We start from the raw sequence: 15,752 nt of genomic DNA, 5'->3' as shown, positions 1-15,752 counted from the left end.
ATCATCCTGGCCCAGCCGGAACTGAGCCTGCCGCACCAGCGCGTTGAAATCCTCGCCCAGCGCGTCGAGGCACAGGCGGTTGAGCGGCTCGATGATCTCGGAGCGCTCGCTGCGCCGATTTTCGTTGTCGCCGTGACGCCGCGTGCGCTCGATGTTTTCTTGCAGGCGCTGTTGATAGAGCAACGCGTCGGCGGTCAAGGCATGGTCGCGCCCCAGCCGTTCGAGCAGGGTGTGCAGGGCAATCAAATAAGGGACGAAGAGGTCGGCGGTCATGATGGCGCCCTCCGGGTTGGCAACACGATAGGGGAGTAGACTATTTTAGCACAAGCGTACACAGCCGCCAATCCGGCGCCGCAGGGCGAAAATCGTGTGCGTCCCGTTCATTCTGCCCAAATCGGCCGCCAAGGGCAGCAATGACGCGGTTTTTGTGGGCGCCGCTTGATCCTCGTATAATGTAATCCCCAGGCCATCCGTGATCTACTGGTCGGTCAGGCAGAACAGAAAAGAGGAATCAATCATGAAGGTCTTGTTCATCGGCGGCAGCGGGCTGATCAGTTCAGCCAGCTCAGAGTTGGCCGTGGCGCGGCATGGAGTTGTTCGTCATGAATCGCGGTCTGTCGGCCAGGTACCCCTTGCCCGCGGGCGCGGTCCACTGGCAGGCCGATGTGCGCCAGGCGCCAGACGCACTGCGGTTGCTGCAGGACATTTCTTCGATGCCGTGGTGGATTGGGTCGCATACGGGCCGCCGACATCGAGCAGGGACATCGGCCTGTTTCGGAATATGACCCGCCAGTTCGTCTTCATCAGCTCGGCCAGCGCCTATCAGAAGCCGCCCGGTCACTATCTGATCAGCGAAGACACGCCGCTGGCCAACCCCTTCTGGGACTACTCACGCAACAAGATCGCCTGCGAGGAGCGTCTGCTGGCGGCCTATCGTCAAGAAGGCTTCCCGGTCACCATCGTGCGCCCCTCGCTCACCTACGGCCCGACGCAGATTCCGCTCTGCATGGGCAGTTGGCAGCACCGTGGACGGCCCTCGATCGTATGCGCTGCGGGCAAAGATCATCGTTCCCGGCGACGGTACCTCGCTGTGGGTGATGACCTGGAACGGTGATTTTGCCAAAGGCTTCGTTGGCCTTCTTGGCCGTGAGCAGGCCATCGGGCACGCCTTCCACATCACCTCGGACGAAGTGTTGACCTGGGATCAACTCACGGTGCAGGCCGGCCATGCCCTGGGCGTGGAGCCTGACATCATCCACATCCCGTCGGACCTGATCGCGGCCTACTGGCCGCACGCACATGGCAGCCTGCTGGGAGACAAGGCGCGCAGCGTGGTGTTCGACAACAGCAAGATCAAGCGCTTCGTGCCTGACTTTGTGGCCACGGTGCCCTGGCAAGAGGGTGTGCGCCGCGCCCTGGCCTGGTTCGAGGCTGACGCCGCCCGCCAGACGATTGACGAGGAGGCGAACCAGGTCTGGGATACGATCATCCAGGCCTACCTGCGGGCCTTTCCCAGCTCATAAACCTGGTGTGGTGCCCCGGCACCTTGCTCTGCAACGGCCTCTCAACCGATTCTCAGCCCCCCGCTGCCTGCTTGGCGATGTACTGCACGCCTTCGATGTGCGCGAAATGTTCGTCCTGCGTCCAGGTCGTGGCGCCGTAGGCTCGAGCCGTGGCAAGAATCATACTGTCAGCCATCGGTATCCGCAGGAGCGTTGAAATCTTGGCTGCCGACAAGGCAAGATGGACGTCGAGATCCACCGCGCGACCCCGCATCATCACGGCGACGGCCTGCAACGCTTCACTTTCGCTGCGCTGTTGCAGAATGCGCTTGAACACTTCGTATACGCTGATCGTGGGCACGACTAAATCAGAAATGGCTTCGATTGCCGGCGCGAAGAAATCAGCGTTTGGCCCATCAGCGAAATACTCCAGCCAGCCGGACGAATCAACAACGTTCATGCGCGATCCGGCTCCCGTTCGATGGTTGTATCAATGCCTCTGAGAAATCCGCGCATTTCATGGATTGGTCGGAGAGGAATCAACTCGATCCGATCTTCGTACTGCAGGACTTGCACCTTCTGACCGGGCCGAATTCGTAGCGCCTCCCGCACTGCGCGTGGAATCACAACTTGAAACTTGGGAGAAACCAAGACCGTTTCCATACCGTCTCCTTATCGATCAGCTGTTCGTAATACGTATCGTGATTTTAGCACACCTTGATCAAAAACGCACGCTAAGGGTTCGTAAAAATATAACTTCCCGTGTTTCTCAGCGTTTTCTCGGCAAAATACAGGAACTAATTCTTTTACGAACCCTAAGGAGCGAGAATTTTTTAATTGTCTGGTTCAACGGCCCACGGGGTGGCTATGTTCGGACACTTATTTAATTCTCGTTCCTAAGCCCAAGTTCCTACGTGCTCTTATCCTTCCCTTCATGCGCATAAGCATGGGTGAGCAAACGAAAACCGTTCTGCAACAGAATGGGGCGGCTCATGGGGCCGGCGCCCGTGGTGACAAACGCATAACCCCGGCTAATGGCCTCCTGGACGCGTACGGCAAGCAGGGCTGAATACAAGCCGCGCTTGCGGTACTCAGTTCTTGTCGCGGCGCCAAAGAGGCCGGCAAACTGACTGTTTGGGTGAAAGTACACCCAGCCGATAGAGGCAGGTTGGCCCTCGACATAGGCCACAAATAAAGCGTGCCAGGTTTCTGGCACGCTTTACGTTGCATATCGGGGGGTGATGTAACTATAGATTGACGCCGGTTCAAGCCTGAGCCGGGCGCCGGCTGATTGCCAGACTAGCGCTTGGTGTACTGCTTCGCGCGGCGGGCCTTGGTCAGACCAGGCTTCTTGCGCTCCACCGCACGGGCGTCACGTGTCAGGAAGCCGAACTTGCGCAGGGTGGTCTTGAAAGCCTCGTCGGCCTCCACCAGGGCACGCGCAACGCCCATGATGACCGCGCCGGTTTGACCGGACGTGCCGCCGCCGGCCACGTGGACCGAGACGTTGTACTGATCCTGCGACTCAGTCACGTTCAGCGGACGCAGCAGTTTGATGCGATCGGTCTCGCGCGGGAAGTAATCCTCCAGGGAGCGCTCGTTGACCACGATGCTGCCCGTGCCCGGATACAGACGTACCCGTGCCGTGGAAGTCTTGCGGCGCCCAATGCCCTCGTAATAGCGAACTGTAGCCATTCGTTCTTCTCCTCAACTATGCGCTGCCCTTACTCTTGCGGCATGTCCAGCACCTTGGGCTGTTGGGCCTGGTGCGGGTGTTCGTTGCCAGCGTAGACCTTCATTTTCTTCAGCATTTGCCGCCCCAGCTTGGTGCTGGGCAGCATCCCGCGCACCGCCAACTCGATCACACGGTCCGGGTGATGCGATATCTGGTTGCGCAGGGAAATCTGCTTCAAGCCGCCATGATACATGGAGTGGCGATAGTAGAACTTCTGGTCGAGCTTGCGGCCCGTCACCTGAATCTTTTCGGCATTGAGGACAATCACGTAGTCACCCATGTCCATGTGGGGCGTATACGTGGGCTTGTGTTTGCCATGCAGAATGATGGCGATTTTGCTTGCCAGTCGCCCCAGGTTTTTCCCGGCAGCGTCAACCACGTACCAATCTCGTTGAATCTCTGATGCTTTTGGCGAATAAGTTTTCACTTCCACGTCTCCTCGAGTCCATCTAGCCCTATGCACGGCCTCACGCGCCATCGCAACCATGGCTAGCGTCGCAAATCGCCGGACATTCTCTCATCGTTCAATAACGAACATGCACCAGGCACAAACCGCAAGCCGGGGCCGGCGGCGGGGCCAGACGGCGTTCAGCCGCCAGCAGCAGATCCCGCACGTCGGCGGATGTCCGCTCACCCCGCCCCACGGCCAACAACGTCGCCACGATGGTGCGCACCATGGTGCGCAGAAAGGCGTTCGCCTCGATGTCGAAGCGATACCACACGCCTTCGTCATCCACCGTCAGCCGCCACTGGGCTTGCATCACCTCACGCCGCGTGTTGCCACGCCCGGCTTTTCCTTCCGGATCCACGCCGAAGGTGGCAAAATCATGCCAGCCAACCAGGTGCGCCGCCGCTTCATTCATGGCGGCCAGGTCAAGCGGCTGCTTGACCTGGTGGGCGAAGCGTGCTCGCAGCGGCGAGCGCACCGATCCCACCCAAACCGTGTAGCCGTAATGACGGCTGCGCGCACTGAAGCGCGGGTGAAAGCCGGGCGCCGCCACCGCCAGCTCACGCACCGCCACCGCAGCCGGCAGAACGGCATTGAGCGCCCGTTCCAGGTCAGCCACCGGATGCCGCCAGGCACTCCGAAAACCGATCACCTGGCCGCTGGCATGCACTCCGGCGTCCGTGCGACCGGCGCCGCTGATCCGGATCGTCTCACAACAAACTCGTGCGAGTGCTGTTTCTAAGGTGCCTTGCACGGTTGGCCTTCCCGTTTGGATTTGCCAACCGGCGTAGTCGGTTCCGTCATACTCCACCGTCGCTCTGTAGGCAGGCCGTTGGTCGTCAGACGGTTGTATCATGATCCCAGCAAGTACTTCTCCCCCGTGGTCACCGGCCCCTGATGGGCGTCCCGGTGGCGGCGGGTTATTCCTGCACCAGCTCGATGATCGCCATCTCGGCGCCATCGCCCTGCCGCATTCCCAGCTTGTACATGCGCGTGTAACCGCCAGGGCGTGATTCATAGCGCGGGGCGATCTCATCGAACAGCTTCTGCGCCACGTCAACGCCATTGACACGCGCAGCGACTAGCCGGCGCGCATGAACCTTGTTGCCGTCGGCGCGCAGCCCGTTTTTGGCAATCGTGATCAATTTTTCCGCATCTGATCGAATCGCCCGCGCTTTGGCCTCGGTCGTCTGAATACGGCCATGCTGAAATAGCTGGCTGATCAGGTTACGCAGAAGTGCCCGGCGTTGGGCCTCGTTTCGTCCTAGTGTATAACCGCTAACTTGGTGTCGCATTTCATCCTCACGCGTATCGTCGCCGGTTTAGCCAGGGGCGCCCCGTGGCAGCCCTGGCCAAGCATCCCTTACTCGGTTGCGAGCGCCGGCTCTTCAAGATTGGTATCATCATCCGTTTCGGCCACAGCGCCATCAGGCGTCCGCCGCTCGAAACGAATGGCAGACAAGAAGCCCTTCACTTCCAGGCGTTCCAGCAACTCATCGAGCGATTTGCGACCAAAGTTGCGAATCGCGAGCACTTCCTCTTCGCCCTGTTGTAGCCGCTCCAGCACCTCGCCGATCTTGGTAATCCCGGCGCGTTTCAAGCAGTTGTAAGCCCGCACCGACAAATCCAGATCCTCGATGGCCGTCTCGTAGATGCGATCAGGAATGCCCTCTTCATCCTTCTTGGGCAGGTCCGCGATCGTGGCATCCACGCCGACAATCAACGAGAAATGCTGCACCAGAATGCGCGCGCTCTCGCCGAGCGCGGCCTTCGGCGTGATGGTGCCATCTGTCCAGATTTCAATCATCAGTTTATCGTAGTCAGTTTGCTGGCCTACGCGTGTACGCTCGACGGTGTAGTTCGACTTGCGCACAGGGCCAAAGATCGCATCCACCGGAATCTCACCGAGCGGCAGCTTGGTGCGATCCTCAGACGGCGAATAGCCCTTTCCGCGCTGAACCACCATTTCAATATCTAATTCTGCTAGTTCGGAGTCAGACGCCAACAGGTACAACTCCGGGTTGATCACTTCGACGCCCACCGGGCACACCAAGTCGCCCGCGGTGATGATGCCCTCGCCAGTGACCTCAACGTGCAGGCGCTGCGGCTCATCCGTGTCGCACTTCAGGCGAATCTGCTTGATATTCAAAAGCAGCGCGGTCATGTCCTCGCGCACATGAGGGATGTCCTGGAACTCATGATGCACGTTACTGATACGAATCGAAGTGACAGCGGCCCCCGTCAACGAAGAGAGCAGAACACGGCGCAACGCATTGCCCAGGGTAATGCCATGTCCACTTTCCAGCGGGCTGATGACAAAGCGTCCGTAGTTCTGCGCACTCGCTTCACATTCGATTTTCGGCAGCATTACGCTTGACAAGTTACTACCTCCTTGCGTCATGCGATTGACGTGAAACGGAAAGCAAGTCGGGCCACCCCTGATCGCTGCAGGCAGCAGTCCTTACCCATCTCACGTGGCAATCGTCTACCGGCTGTAGAACTCAACGATCAACTGTTCGTTCAGTTGCACATCGATGTCCAAACGGCCTGGAAGCTCCACCACACGCCCGGACATGCCCGCCGTGTCGCGGCTGAGCCATGCCGGTGTGGAACGGTCATGCAGGTAATCGCTCAGACCCTTGAAATAGACGTTGCCGCGACTATTGTCGCGCACGGCCACCACATCGCCTGGCTTGACCAGGAAAGACGGGATATCGGTCTTTTGACTATTGACCGCAAAATGGCCGTGACGCACCAACTGGCGGGCCTGGGCGCGTGAATCGGCAAACCCCAGGCGGTAAACCACGTTGTCCAGCCGTGACTCCAGAATCGTCAGCAGGGTGGCGCCGGTCAGGCCTTTGGCCCGGCTGGCAGTTGAGAAGTAGCGGCGGAACTGCCGCTCCATGATACCATAAATCCGGCGCGTCTTTTGCTTTTCGCGCAGTTGACGGTTGTAGTCAGACACCTTGCGCTTGAAGGTGCCCTTGCGGCCATGCATACCTGGCACAAACGGCCGCCGTTCCACAGCGCACTTGGGCGTCAAACAACGCTCGCCCTTCAGAAACAATTTTTGACCTTCAGCTCGACACAATCTGCAAACTGGGTCCGTATATCTCGCCATCGTTTTTCCTCCAAATCAATCACGCGCCGCAGTCCAGGCGGTCACGTGGGCACGGGACAAGTTTACAGGCATACGGTAGCCCGTCCTCCTTGTCAACCGCACGATCTTGTTTTCCTAAACTCGGCGCTTCTTAGGTGGCCGACACCCGTTGTGCGGCAGGGGTGTGACATCGGTGATGGTTCGCACCCGCAAGCCCGCGCCCTGGATCGAACGGACAGCCGCCTCGCGTCCGGGGCCGGGGCCTTTGACAAACACGTCCACTTCACGCATCCCTATGTCCATGGCACTCTTGCCGGCCTGCGTCGCAGCCAGGCCCGCCGCAAAGGGGGTACTCTTGCGGGAGCCTTTGAAACCGGCCAGGCCCGCGCTGCTCCAGGTCACAGTATTACCCTGGGGATCGGTAATCGTGATGATCGTGTTATTGAACGTAGACTGAATGTGCACGGCGCCCACGGGCACCATCTTCTTTTCGCGTCGTGCGGCGCCGCGGCGCGGTTCACGTCGTGCAACTCGTGGTGGCATATTAACTCCTTCTTAGGACTTTGGCGCCAGCCCGTAGGCTGGCTCCCCACACCGTTGAAAACTCCACCTGTAACGCAATCCGGCGGATTGCGCCCAGAGGCTCCGCTCTGATGGCTGAACCACAGCGCAGAGCGTTCATCCTTACTTCTTGGCCTTTGAACGACGCTTGCCAGCCACAGTCTTACGGGCGCCGCGCTTGGTGCGGGCATTGGTCCGTGTACGCTGACCGCGCGCCGGCAGGCTGCGACGATGGCGCAGGCCCCGGTAGGAACCGATCTCCTGCAATCGCTTGATGTTCAGGCTGATCTCACGCCGCAAGTCGCCTTCCACGCGGTAGTTGCGGTCAATGACCTCGCGCAGACGGGCCACTTCGGCTTCCGACAGATCCTTGACCCGCGTATCCGGGTTCACGCTGGTGACACCCAGGATTTCTTGGCTGGTGGAAGAGCCAATGCCAAAGATGTAGGTCAATGCCACTTCCACCCGCTTATCGCGCGGCAGGTCAACGCCAGCAATACGAGCCATGCTTGCCTCCTAAACTCTTAACCCTGTCGCTGCTTATGCTTGGGGTCCTGACAAATCACACGCACCACACCGTGGCGCTTGATGATCTTGCACTTTGCACAAATTCGCTTTACAGAGGGTCGAACTTTCATGAGAACACCTCTCCTTACCCCTACTTTTCGCTTCTACCCTGATCCCCTTAGCGCGACCTGGTCAGGATTTCCACACCATGATCGGTCACAGCCAGGGTGTGCTCGAAATGCGCCGATAGCCGGCGATCCTCCGGCACAACCGTCCAGTCATCGTCAAGCACCTTCGTCTTCCAGGTGCCCGCGTTGACCATCGGTTCGATGGCAATGGTCATCCCCGGCCGCAAAATCCAGTGCCTCACCTTATCATCGGGATGAAGATAATGCAGAATCTGCGGCTCTTCGTGCATTTGCCGACCAATGCCATGACCGGTGTACTCGCGCACGACGCTGAACCCCTGTGCCTCCACGTAACTCTGAATGGCCGCTGCAACATCCCCGAACGTTCTCCCGGGCACAACCTGCTCAATCGCCAGGTAGAGCGATTGTTCCGTTACAGCCAGCAAACGCTTGGCCTCGTCGCCAATCTCGCCTACCGGATACGTCCACGCAGAATCACCGTGAAAGCCTTTGTAAATGACACCGACATCCACACTGATGATGTCGCCCGCCTTCAGCATGCGCCTGGCGCTGGGAATTCCATGCACCAACTCATCATTGATCGAGGCGCAGATAGAGGCCGGGAACCCGTTGTACCCCAGAAAAGAGGGCACCCCGTTGCGTTTGCGAATCAACGCATCAGCCAGGCGATTCAGTTCACCGGTGGTTACGCCCGGCTTCACCGCCTGCTTGATGGCCTGATGCACCTCAGCCACAATTTGACCGGCACTACGCATCAGGCTCAGTTCATACGGCCCTTTCAGCGTGATGCGCGCGAGCGCCGGTTTCTCTTGCGGCCGCGTCGCTGTTCGGCGCGACAGCAACTGCCTCAAGCCTGAATTCGACTCAACACGTCCCACAGATCACTCGTTACCCTGTCAATCTCTTGCGCGCCGTTGATCTCAGCCAGCAAGCCGTGGGCGAAGTAATAGCCGATCAGGGGCGAGGTCTGTTTGTAGTAGACAAACAGACGATTGCGCACCGTCTCTGGCTGATCATCGCCTCGCTGGTAAATGTCACACTGGCTCTTATCGCCTTGCGGACATTCCCCATCCGGGGGCGGCCGGTTGAACAGCAGATGAAACACCGACTGGCAACGCCGACAGACTCGGCGGCCGGTCAGGCGAGCCATCACCTCATCATCCGTCACACTGATCAGCGGTACCAGGGCCACTTTCTGCCCTTTCCCGCTCAACATCTGGTCGAGCGCTGCGGCTTGGGCCAACGTGCGCGGGAAACCATCCAGGATGGCGCCCCTGGCGCAGTCTGGCCGACTCAAACGCTCTTCTACCATCTGAATCGTTACATCATCGGGCACCAGTTCGCCCTTGTCCATGTAGCTCTTGGCCAATTGACCAAGCGGCGTCTGGTTGCGCAGGTTTTCGCGAAAGATGTCGCCGGTTGAAACCTGCCTCAGCCCCAGTCTCTCTTCAAGCCGCTGCGCCTGGGTGCCCTTACCCGCACCCGGCACGCCCAACATCACGATAAAGATCGGACTCGTTGACTCCATTGTCACACAACTCCTTGCCGTATCTGATTACTTGATGAACCCTTCATAGTGGCGCATCATCAACTGCGCTTCCAGTTGCTTCATCGTGTCGAGCACGACACCCACGACGATGAGCATACCGGTACTCGTAATCAGCATGGTGGTGGTCTCGGTCAAGTCACGTGTCAGCCAGGGCAAAACAGCCACCAGCCCCAGGAAGATGGCGCCCACCAGCGTGATCCGATTGAGAACGCCGTTGAGATAGGTCTCCGTAGGTTTACCCGGACGAATGCCCGGCACAAAACCACCTTGCTTTTGCAGTGATTCCGGCAGGTTTTGCTGCTGGAACACCACGCTGGTATAAAAGTACGTAAAGCCAAGTACCAGGAAGAAGTACATAATCCAGTACAGATTGCTCTGTGGGCTGAACATTGACGCAATCCAGGTGGCTACACTGCCAATCGTCGCGTTGGCTGAGTATACGAAGTAACTGGCAATCGTGCCAGGGAAGATCATGATACTCTGCGCGAAGATCAGCGGAATCATACCTGCAGAATTGACGCGTAGTGGAATGTGCGTACTCTGCCCACCCACCATCATCAACCGATTGCCACGCATGACACGCACCCGCTTGCCATACTGCACCGGAATGCGCCGCTGTCCTTCCTGCACCACAACGATGACGGCCACCGTCACGACGGTGACCAGGAGGAAAACCACGAACGACAGCACATTGTTGGCCAGCAAATTACCCACCGATTGGGGAATGCGTGCCACGATGCCGCCGAAGATGATGATCGAGACGCCGTTGCCAATGCCCTGCTCGGTGATCAACTCACCCAGCCAGATGGCGAACATGGTCCCAGCCGTCAAGGCAATAATCGTTGTTAAGGTCTCCAGGGGATACTGCGTGAACCCAAACGTGGACAATACTGGCGTGCCGGAGGTCTGCGAGCGGGTCAGGATGGTCGCCTGACCATAGGCCTGCAACGCAGCCAGCGGAATCGTCAACCAGTTCTGATATTGGTTGATCCGATTGCGGCCGGCCTCACCTTCCTTTTGTATGGCCTCCAGGCGCGGCACAATCGGAATCAACAACTGCATGATGATGGACGCGGTGATGTACGGATAGACGCCCATCGCCATGATCGAGAAATTCGACATCGCGCCGCCAGAGAACATGTCAAGCAGGCCCAACAATTGGTTCGTTTGGAAAAGCTGACGAAATCCTTCCGCGTTGACACCGGTCACCGGTACGTGAGCCGCCAAGCGGTACACCACCAGGATCAGGAAGGTGGTCAACAGCTTGCGACGTAAGTCTGGCAACTTAAAGGCATTACGCACGGCTTGCAGCATTTGCATGGAACTGACCTCCTCATAGCGCATCGCCGTCAAGCAGGTCGCCTAGCAACCTGTCTTCACGGCCAACGCCTTAGCGCCGATCGTGCTTGGTCTGCACCGACAGCGCTTCCACAGTACCACCAGCCGCTTCGATCTTCTGGCGGGCACTGGCCGAAATGCGATGGGCTTTCACGGTCAGCGGGCGATCAAGCTCACCGTTCCCCAGAATGGCCACACGTTTGTCAGCCGGCTTGATAATGCCAGCTTCGGCCAGCGTCTCCGGTGACACAATGCTGCCAGCCTCGAACACCGTCAGGCGATCCAGGTTGACCGGCTTGAACTCGATGCGCCACAGGTTATTGAAGCCGGGCAGGTGAGGCAAGCGACGTACCAGCGGCAACTGACCGCCTTCGAAGTACGGCGCTACGCTGCGACCGCTGCGCGCATTCTGACCCTTGGTGCCCTTACCGGCCGTCTTACCCCGACCAGCGCCGCTACCGCGGCCCACGCGCACACGCGGCTGCTTGGCGCCGACTACTGGCTTGAGATCATGTAATTGCATAACTTCTCCCTACTCAAGCACTGACTTCTTCGACGCGAACCAGGTGCGGAACCTTGCCGATCATGCCCCGAATGGCGGGCGTATCAGCATGGAAGACAGTCTGGCCCAGGCGGCGGAGTCCCAATGCCAGGACTGTGCGCTTCTGACTTTCTTCGTAGCCAATGGAGCTTTTCACGTAGGTCACGCGCAAGCGTCCGCTGCTATTATCCTTGTTTGGCATCTGCCTTTTGCCTCCAGAACGGCAGCAGGCTATCGGCAGGCTTACCGCGGCGTGCCGCTTCTGCCTCGACATCCTTGAGCGAGTTGAGCGCCGCATGGGTCGCTTTCACCACGTTCAGCATGTTACTGCTGCCCAGGGATTTGGTCAGGATATCCTTGATGCCAGCGGCTTCCACCACGGCACGTACCCCACCACCGGCCACAACGCCAGTTCCCGGCGACGCCGGCTTGAGCATCACCTCGGCTGCGCCGAAGCGCACGCGTACTTCGTGCGGAATCGTCCGTCCCGCCAGGAACACAGGGCGCATGTCTTTGTGCGCACGTTCCGTCCCCTTACGAATGGCGTCCGGCACTTCGCGTGCCTTGCCGATGCCGATGCCGATCTTGCCGTTATTGTCGCCCACCACCACCACAGCGCGGAAGGTGAACCGGCGACCGCCCTTGACTACCTTGGCCGTGCGGGCGATATGTACGACGCGCTCGTCTAATTGCTCGCGATCTTCTTCGCGAGGACGTCGCTGTTCGCGTTCTCTCTTCTTCTCAGGCATGTATCCTCCTGCTCGGCGCCGGCCGCCCGGCCGGTCGCCATTGTCCGCATCGCGTCGGCTGACGCGGCCATTCCAGCGTTAGAAATCCAAACCCTTGGCGCGCGAGCCTTCGGCCAACGCCTTGACACGGCCATGATAAATGTAGCCGCCCCGGTCGAACACCACCTGTTTGATGCCGGCAGCCAGTGCGCGCTCGGCAATGATCTCGCCAACCAGCGTCGCCTGTGCCACCTTGTTCAGTCCAGTCGCCCGGGTGCGCATCGCCGGGTCAACCGTCGAAGCAGAGACCAGGGTGCGCCCTTGCTCATCATCAATGATCTGGGCATAGATGTGATCCAGGCTGCGGAATACATTCAGCCGGGGCCGTTGCGCAGTCCCCACTACATGTCGGCGAATGCGTGCATGCCGCCGCGTGCGTGCTGTTGCACTGTCATTTCTTGCCATGAGTCGTTACTCCCTTACTTGCCGCCCTTGCCAACTTTGCCTGCCTTGCCTGCCTTGATGCGGACGACCTCATTCACATAGCGGATACCCTTGCCCTTATAAGGCTCCGGCGGCCGAATGCGACGAATGCGTGCGGCGGTCTCGCCAACCACTTCTTTGTCAGCGCCCTCCACCGTCACCCGTGAATTCTTATCAGGCGTCGGGACAACGGCGAACGACACACCGGCCGGCGGCAGAAACTCCACGGGATGAGAGTAACCCACAAAGAGCATCAGGTTTTTGCCTTGCAATTCGGCCCGATAGCCAACCCCAATAATGTCCAGGTCCTTCTTGAAACCGCTCGAAACACCGACCACCATGTTGTTCAGCAGCGCGCGCACCAAGCCGTGGGTTGAACGCTGAAAGCGGTTCTCGGCATAACGCTGCACCGTCAGAGTGCCATCGGTCAGGTCAATGGCCATAGTGGTTGAAAATTGCCTGCTCAGCGTACCACGCGGCCCTGTTACTGTCACTTCATTGCCCGGGGCAATGTCAACCGACACGCCATTAGGCAACTTAATGGGAAGTTTACCAACTCTTGACATAGTTCCCTCGCAAGTTTCTGCCGGCTACCAAACGTAGCACAACACTTCGCCGCCCAAATGGGCACGTCGTGCCTGGCGGTCAGTCATCATGCCGCGCGGGGTTGTCAAGATGGCAACACCCATCCCACTCAGCACCCACGGGATTTCGCGGTACGGTGTATAGACACGGCAGCCCGGCTTGCTCACCCGCTTCAGGCCCGAGAGTACCGGTTTGCGGTTCTTGTCATATTTCAGAATGATGCGCAGCATCGGCTGCGGGCGGTCGCGCGTCACATCATAGTGCTGAATGAAGCCCTCTTCCTTGAGAAGGCGGGCAACCGCAACTTTCATCTTCGAGCTGGGGATCAGCACTTGGCGATGCCGAGCCATCAGCGCATTGCGAATGCGTGTCAACATATCCGCAATCGGATCATTAACCATCGTCTTTCACTCCCGAGGGCACACTGGTAAGTGACTCAACACTCCTGGTGGCCCCACTCACTAATATGGCTTCCCTGAACCCACACAGAGGCGCCGGCGCGGCGCCTGGTATTGCTCCGACCAGCCCAACGGCGGCGGCGGTTTTTACCAGCTTGACTTCACCACGCCCGGCAACCGTCCCACCAAAGCCTCTTGGCGAAAACAGATACGGCACAGACCAAAACGGCGCATGTAGGCACGCGGGCGCCCGCACATCTTACACCGATTGCGCACGCGCACAGCATACTTACGATGTGCTTCCTTAATGACAATTGACTTTTTGGCCACAGTTTCTCCTCGTCCTCACCGGTCTTCCCGACCGCCGACCCCGTCCAACCCGCCTTCGCGCGGTCTGCCAGGGATACTACTGCGAGCGAAATGGCATACCGAACAACTGCAACAGTCGGCGCCCCTCATCGTCCGTCTTGGCCGTCGTCACGACGGTGATTTCCATCCCACGTACACGGTCAACCTTGTCGTAATCAATTTCCGGCCAGATCAGCTGCTCACGCAGTCCCAGGCTATAGTTGCCACGGCCATCGAAAGCGTCGGGTGACACACCGCGAAAGTCACGCTGACGCGCCAGCGCGATATTGCACAGTCTGTCCATGAATTCGTACATGCGAGTGCCACGCAGCGTCACCTTCACGCCAATCGCGTTGCCCTCACGCAGTTTGAACGTCGCAATCGAGCGCCGGGCCTTGGTGATCACCGGTTTCTGTCCAGTGATCGTCGCCAGGTCGCCCGCGGCCGCTTCCAGGGCCTTGGCATTTTGTAGTGCCTCGCCCATCCCGATATTCACGACGATCTTTTCGATCCGCGGCACTTCATTGACATTCTTGTAGCCAAAATCCTCGCGCATGGCCTTGATAATGTCATTGTGATAGCGCACCTTAAGTTTTGGTTGTGCGTTCATCGTTTACTCCGTCTCTTTCGCCATCATCAATCAATGGCTTCGTCGGTGCCCGCTTCGCGACGCACCTTACGGCCATCGGCGCCCACCATCGAGCCGACGCGTACCGGCTCATTCGACTTGGGCGAAACGAGCATCACATTGGAAACGTGAATTGGCGCCTCGCGCTCAATGCGGCCGACCTGGGTGCGTACATTGCCGGTGCGCCGTTGGTGTTTGATGATCAGGTTGACGCCTGCCACTACCACGCGGACATCATTTGGATCTCTGTGCCCCAACTTATCCCTGCCCAGCAGCACCGTATTGACCTTGCCACGCGCCCCGCGATGTTCGCCTCGAATGACTTCAACCGTGTCGCCTTTTCTAATCTTCATAACCCGGCTCTCCTCGTTACTCGCTCACTTCCACTGGCTTTGGCTGTTGACACCACGTCTTAAAGCGTTTCCGGAGCCAGGGACACGATCTTCATGAAGCCTCGCTCGCGCAGCTCACGGGCCACCGGGCCAAAGATGCGCGTCCCCTTGGGGTTCTTCGCTTCATCAATGATGACCGCCGCATTATCATCGAATTTGATATGTGAACCGTCAGAGCGGCCGTACCCGCGTGCGGTGCGCACGACCACGGCGCGTACCACATCGCCTTTCTTGACCGAGCCATTGGGCGCAGCCTGTTTGACCGAGGCGACAATAATGTCACCCACCGAAGCATAGCGGCGCGTGGAGCCACCCTTGACACGAATGCACAGGATTTCTTTGGCGCCTGTATTGTCTGCAACAACCAACCGGCTTTCCTGTTGAATCATTGTTGTCTCCTTCTGTGTGAATCACCGAACCGTCGCGTATCACAGCCCCGCCTGGTCATGCGACCAGGCCGCACGTGCGGCACGGTTGCGGAAAACGAATCAAACCACTTCCTGGTTCGAGCGATTCAGAATCTCGGTAACCACCCAACGCTTGTGGCGGCTCAGCGGTTGAGATTCCAGGATATGCACCATGTCACCTATCTGGCAGGTGTTATTCTCATCGTGCGCCATGAAGCGCCGGGTGATCTTGATGACCTTGCCGTACAGCGCGTGACGGCGCACACGTTCCACCGTCACGACCACGGTTTTGTCCATCTTGTTGCTGGCCACGCGGCCAACCAATATCTTACGCTGTTCACGCATAATTCTTT

The 15,752-nt window shown here is 58.8% G+C and carries 27 protein-coding genes and 1 pseudogene; 1 reads left to right on the top strand and 27 read right to left on the bottom strand.

Annotation, left to right across the window (positions count from 1 at the left end; all coding sequences use genetic code 11):
- A partial coding sequence (locus IPM84_20735; protein ID MBK9095136.1) for a hypothetical protein occupies positions 1-273 on the bottom strand: 273 nt, incomplete at its 3' end.
- 244 nt (positions 274-517) lie between these two features.
- Between IPM84_20735 and IPM84_20730 the strand changes: the two are divergent.
- Positions 518-1,523: pseudogene (locus IPM84_20730) on the top strand (NAD-dependent epimerase/dehydratase family protein).
- Positions 1,524-1,575: 52 nt separating this feature from the next.
- Here IPM84_20730 and IPM84_20725 read toward each other — a convergent pair.
- From IPM84_20725 to rpsQ, 26 genes are all read right to left on the bottom strand, one after another.
- Complete coding sequence (locus IPM84_20725) at positions 1,576-1,962, bottom strand: type II toxin-antitoxin system VapC family toxin (protein ID MBK9095135.1); 387 nt, start codon at positions 1,960-1,962, stop codon at positions 1,576-1,578.
- Complete coding sequence (locus tag IPM84_20720) at positions 1,959-2,165, bottom strand: AbrB/MazE/SpoVT family DNA-binding domain-containing protein (protein MBK9095134.1); 207 nt, start codon at positions 2,163-2,165, stop codon at positions 1,959-1,961. The genes IPM84_20725 and IPM84_20720 overlap by 4 nt, the downstream gene beginning before the upstream one ends.
- A 247-nt stretch (positions 2,166-2,412) precedes the next feature.
- Positions 2,413-2,718: a GNAT family N-acetyltransferase gene (locus IPM84_20715; GenBank protein MBK9095133.1), complete on the bottom strand. Its 306-nt coding sequence runs from the start codon at positions 2,716-2,718 to the stop codon at positions 2,413-2,415.
- Between the two features lie 83 nt (positions 2,719-2,801).
- A complete protein-coding gene (gene rpsI, locus IPM84_20710; protein MBK9095132.1) occupies positions 2,802-3,197 on the bottom strand; it encodes a 30S ribosomal protein S9 in 396 nt (131 codons plus the stop codon).
- A gap of 29 nt (positions 3,198-3,226) precedes the next feature.
- Positions 3,227-3,664, bottom strand: a complete 438-nt coding sequence (gene rplM, locus IPM84_20705) for a 50S ribosomal protein L13 (protein MBK9095131.1) — start codon at positions 3,662-3,664, stop codon at positions 3,227-3,229.
- A gap of 97 nt (positions 3,665-3,761) precedes the next feature.
- Positions 3,762-4,541: a tRNA pseudouridine(38-40) synthase TruA gene (gene truA, locus IPM84_20700; GenBank protein ID MBK9095130.1), complete on the bottom strand. Its 780-nt coding sequence runs from the start codon at positions 4,539-4,541 to the stop codon at positions 3,762-3,764.
- 64 nt (positions 4,542-4,605) lie between these two features.
- A complete protein-coding gene (gene rplQ / locus IPM84_20695; GenBank protein ID MBK9095129.1) occupies positions 4,606-4,980 on the bottom strand; it encodes a 50S ribosomal protein L17 in 375 nt (124 codons plus the stop codon).
- A 68-nt stretch (positions 4,981-5,048) separates the two neighbouring features.
- The gene (locus tag IPM84_20690; GenBank protein ID MBK9095128.1) at positions 5,049-6,086 is read right to left on the bottom strand and encodes a DNA-directed RNA polymerase subunit alpha; all 1,038 of its coding nucleotides are present in this window, start codon (positions 6,084-6,086) and stop codon (positions 5,049-5,051) included.
- A gap of 84 nt (positions 6,087-6,170) precedes the next feature.
- Positions 6,171-6,806 carry a 30S ribosomal protein S4 gene (rpsD, locus tag IPM84_20685; protein MBK9095127.1) on the bottom strand — a complete coding sequence of 212 codons (636 nt, stop codon included), beginning with the start codon at positions 6,804-6,806 and terminating at the stop codon, positions 6,171-6,173.
- Positions 6,807-6,920: 114 nt separating this feature from the next.
- Positions 6,921-7,328: a 30S ribosomal protein S11 gene (gene rpsK, locus IPM84_20680; protein ID MBK9095126.1), complete on the bottom strand. Its 408-nt coding sequence runs from the start codon at positions 7,326-7,328 to the stop codon at positions 6,921-6,923.
- Positions 7,329-7,469: 141 nt separating this feature from the next.
- A complete protein-coding gene (gene rpsM, locus IPM84_20675; GenBank protein MBK9095125.1) occupies positions 7,470-7,853 on the bottom strand; it encodes a 30S ribosomal protein S13 in 384 nt (127 codons plus the stop codon).
- Positions 7,854-7,870: 17 nt separating this feature from the next.
- Positions 7,871-7,984 (bottom strand): 50S ribosomal protein L36, encoded by a 114-nt coding sequence (gene rpmJ / locus IPM84_20670; GenBank protein MBK9095124.1) that lies wholly within the window; start codon positions 7,982-7,984, stop codon positions 7,871-7,873.
- A gap of 47 nt (positions 7,985-8,031) precedes the next feature.
- The gene (gene map / locus IPM84_20665) at positions 8,032-8,757 is read right to left on the bottom strand and encodes a type I methionyl aminopeptidase (GenBank protein ID MBK9095123.1); all 726 of its coding nucleotides are present in this window, start codon (positions 8,755-8,757) and stop codon (positions 8,032-8,034) included.
- Positions 8,758-8,849: 92 nt separating this feature from the next.
- Positions 8,850-9,512: an adenylate kinase gene (locus IPM84_20660; GenBank protein ID MBK9095122.1), complete on the bottom strand. Its 663-nt coding sequence runs from the start codon at positions 9,510-9,512 to the stop codon at positions 8,850-8,852.
- A 45-nt stretch (positions 9,513-9,557) separates the two neighbouring features.
- On the bottom strand, positions 9,558-10,865 hold the full coding sequence (gene secY / locus IPM84_20655; protein MBK9095121.1) for a preprotein translocase subunit SecY: 1,308 nt from the start codon (positions 10,863-10,865) through the stop codon (positions 9,558-9,560).
- Between the two features lie 76 nt (positions 10,866-10,941).
- The gene (rplO, locus tag IPM84_20650; GenBank protein ID MBK9095120.1) at positions 10,942-11,412 is read right to left on the bottom strand and encodes a 50S ribosomal protein L15; all 471 of its coding nucleotides are present in this window, start codon (positions 11,410-11,412) and stop codon (positions 10,942-10,944) included.
- Positions 11,413-11,425: 13 nt separating this feature from the next.
- Positions 11,426-11,632: a 50S ribosomal protein L30 gene (gene rpmD, locus IPM84_20645; protein MBK9095119.1), complete on the bottom strand. Its 207-nt coding sequence runs from the start codon at positions 11,630-11,632 to the stop codon at positions 11,426-11,428.
- The gene (gene rpsE / locus IPM84_20640; protein ID MBK9095118.1) at positions 11,616-12,179 is read right to left on the bottom strand and encodes a 30S ribosomal protein S5; all 564 of its coding nucleotides are present in this window, start codon (positions 12,177-12,179) and stop codon (positions 11,616-11,618) included. The genes rpmD and rpsE overlap by 17 nt, the downstream gene beginning before the upstream one ends.
- A 78-nt stretch (positions 12,180-12,257) precedes the next feature.
- Complete coding sequence (locus IPM84_20635) at positions 12,258-12,623, bottom strand: 50S ribosomal protein L18 (GenBank protein MBK9095117.1); 366 nt, start codon at positions 12,621-12,623, stop codon at positions 12,258-12,260.
- A gap of 14 nt (positions 12,624-12,637) precedes the next feature.
- Positions 12,638-13,207, bottom strand: a complete 570-nt coding sequence (gene rplF / locus IPM84_20630; GenBank protein MBK9095116.1) for a 50S ribosomal protein L6 — start codon at positions 13,205-13,207, stop codon at positions 12,638-12,640.
- Between the two features lie 24 nt (positions 13,208-13,231).
- The gene (rpsH, locus tag IPM84_20625) at positions 13,232-13,627 is read right to left on the bottom strand and encodes a 30S ribosomal protein S8 (protein MBK9095115.1); all 396 of its coding nucleotides are present in this window, start codon (positions 13,625-13,627) and stop codon (positions 13,232-13,234) included.
- A gap of 144 nt (positions 13,628-13,771) precedes the next feature.
- Positions 13,772-13,954 (bottom strand): type Z 30S ribosomal protein S14, encoded by a 183-nt coding sequence (locus tag IPM84_20620; GenBank protein MBK9095114.1) that lies wholly within the window; start codon positions 13,952-13,954, stop codon positions 13,772-13,774.
- 76 nt (positions 13,955-14,030) lie between these two features.
- On the bottom strand, positions 14,031-14,582 hold the full coding sequence (gene rplE / locus IPM84_20615) for a 50S ribosomal protein L5 (protein ID MBK9095113.1): 552 nt from the start codon (positions 14,580-14,582) through the stop codon (positions 14,031-14,033).
- Positions 14,583-14,608: 26 nt separating this feature from the next.
- Positions 14,609-14,953, bottom strand: a complete 345-nt coding sequence (rplX, locus tag IPM84_20610) for a 50S ribosomal protein L24 (protein ID MBK9095112.1) — start codon at positions 14,951-14,953, stop codon at positions 14,609-14,611.
- Positions 14,954-15,012: 59 nt separating this feature from the next.
- On the bottom strand, positions 15,013-15,381 hold the full coding sequence (gene rplN, locus IPM84_20605; protein MBK9095111.1) for a 50S ribosomal protein L14: 369 nt from the start codon (positions 15,379-15,381) through the stop codon (positions 15,013-15,015).
- A gap of 99 nt (positions 15,382-15,480) precedes the next feature.
- Positions 15,481-15,744 carry a 30S ribosomal protein S17 gene (gene rpsQ, locus IPM84_20600; GenBank protein ID MBK9095110.1) on the bottom strand — a complete coding sequence of 88 codons (264 nt, stop codon included), beginning with the start codon at positions 15,742-15,744 and terminating at the stop codon, positions 15,481-15,483.
- Positions 15,745-15,752: the final 8 nt, after the last annotated feature.

Source organism: Candidatus Amarolinea dominans (assembly GCA_016719785.1).
Classification (GTDB): domain Bacteria; phylum Chloroflexota; class Anaerolineae; order SSC4; family Amarolineaceae; genus Amarolinea; species Amarolinea dominans.
This window is presented reverse-complemented; position numbering and strand designations above follow the sequence as displayed.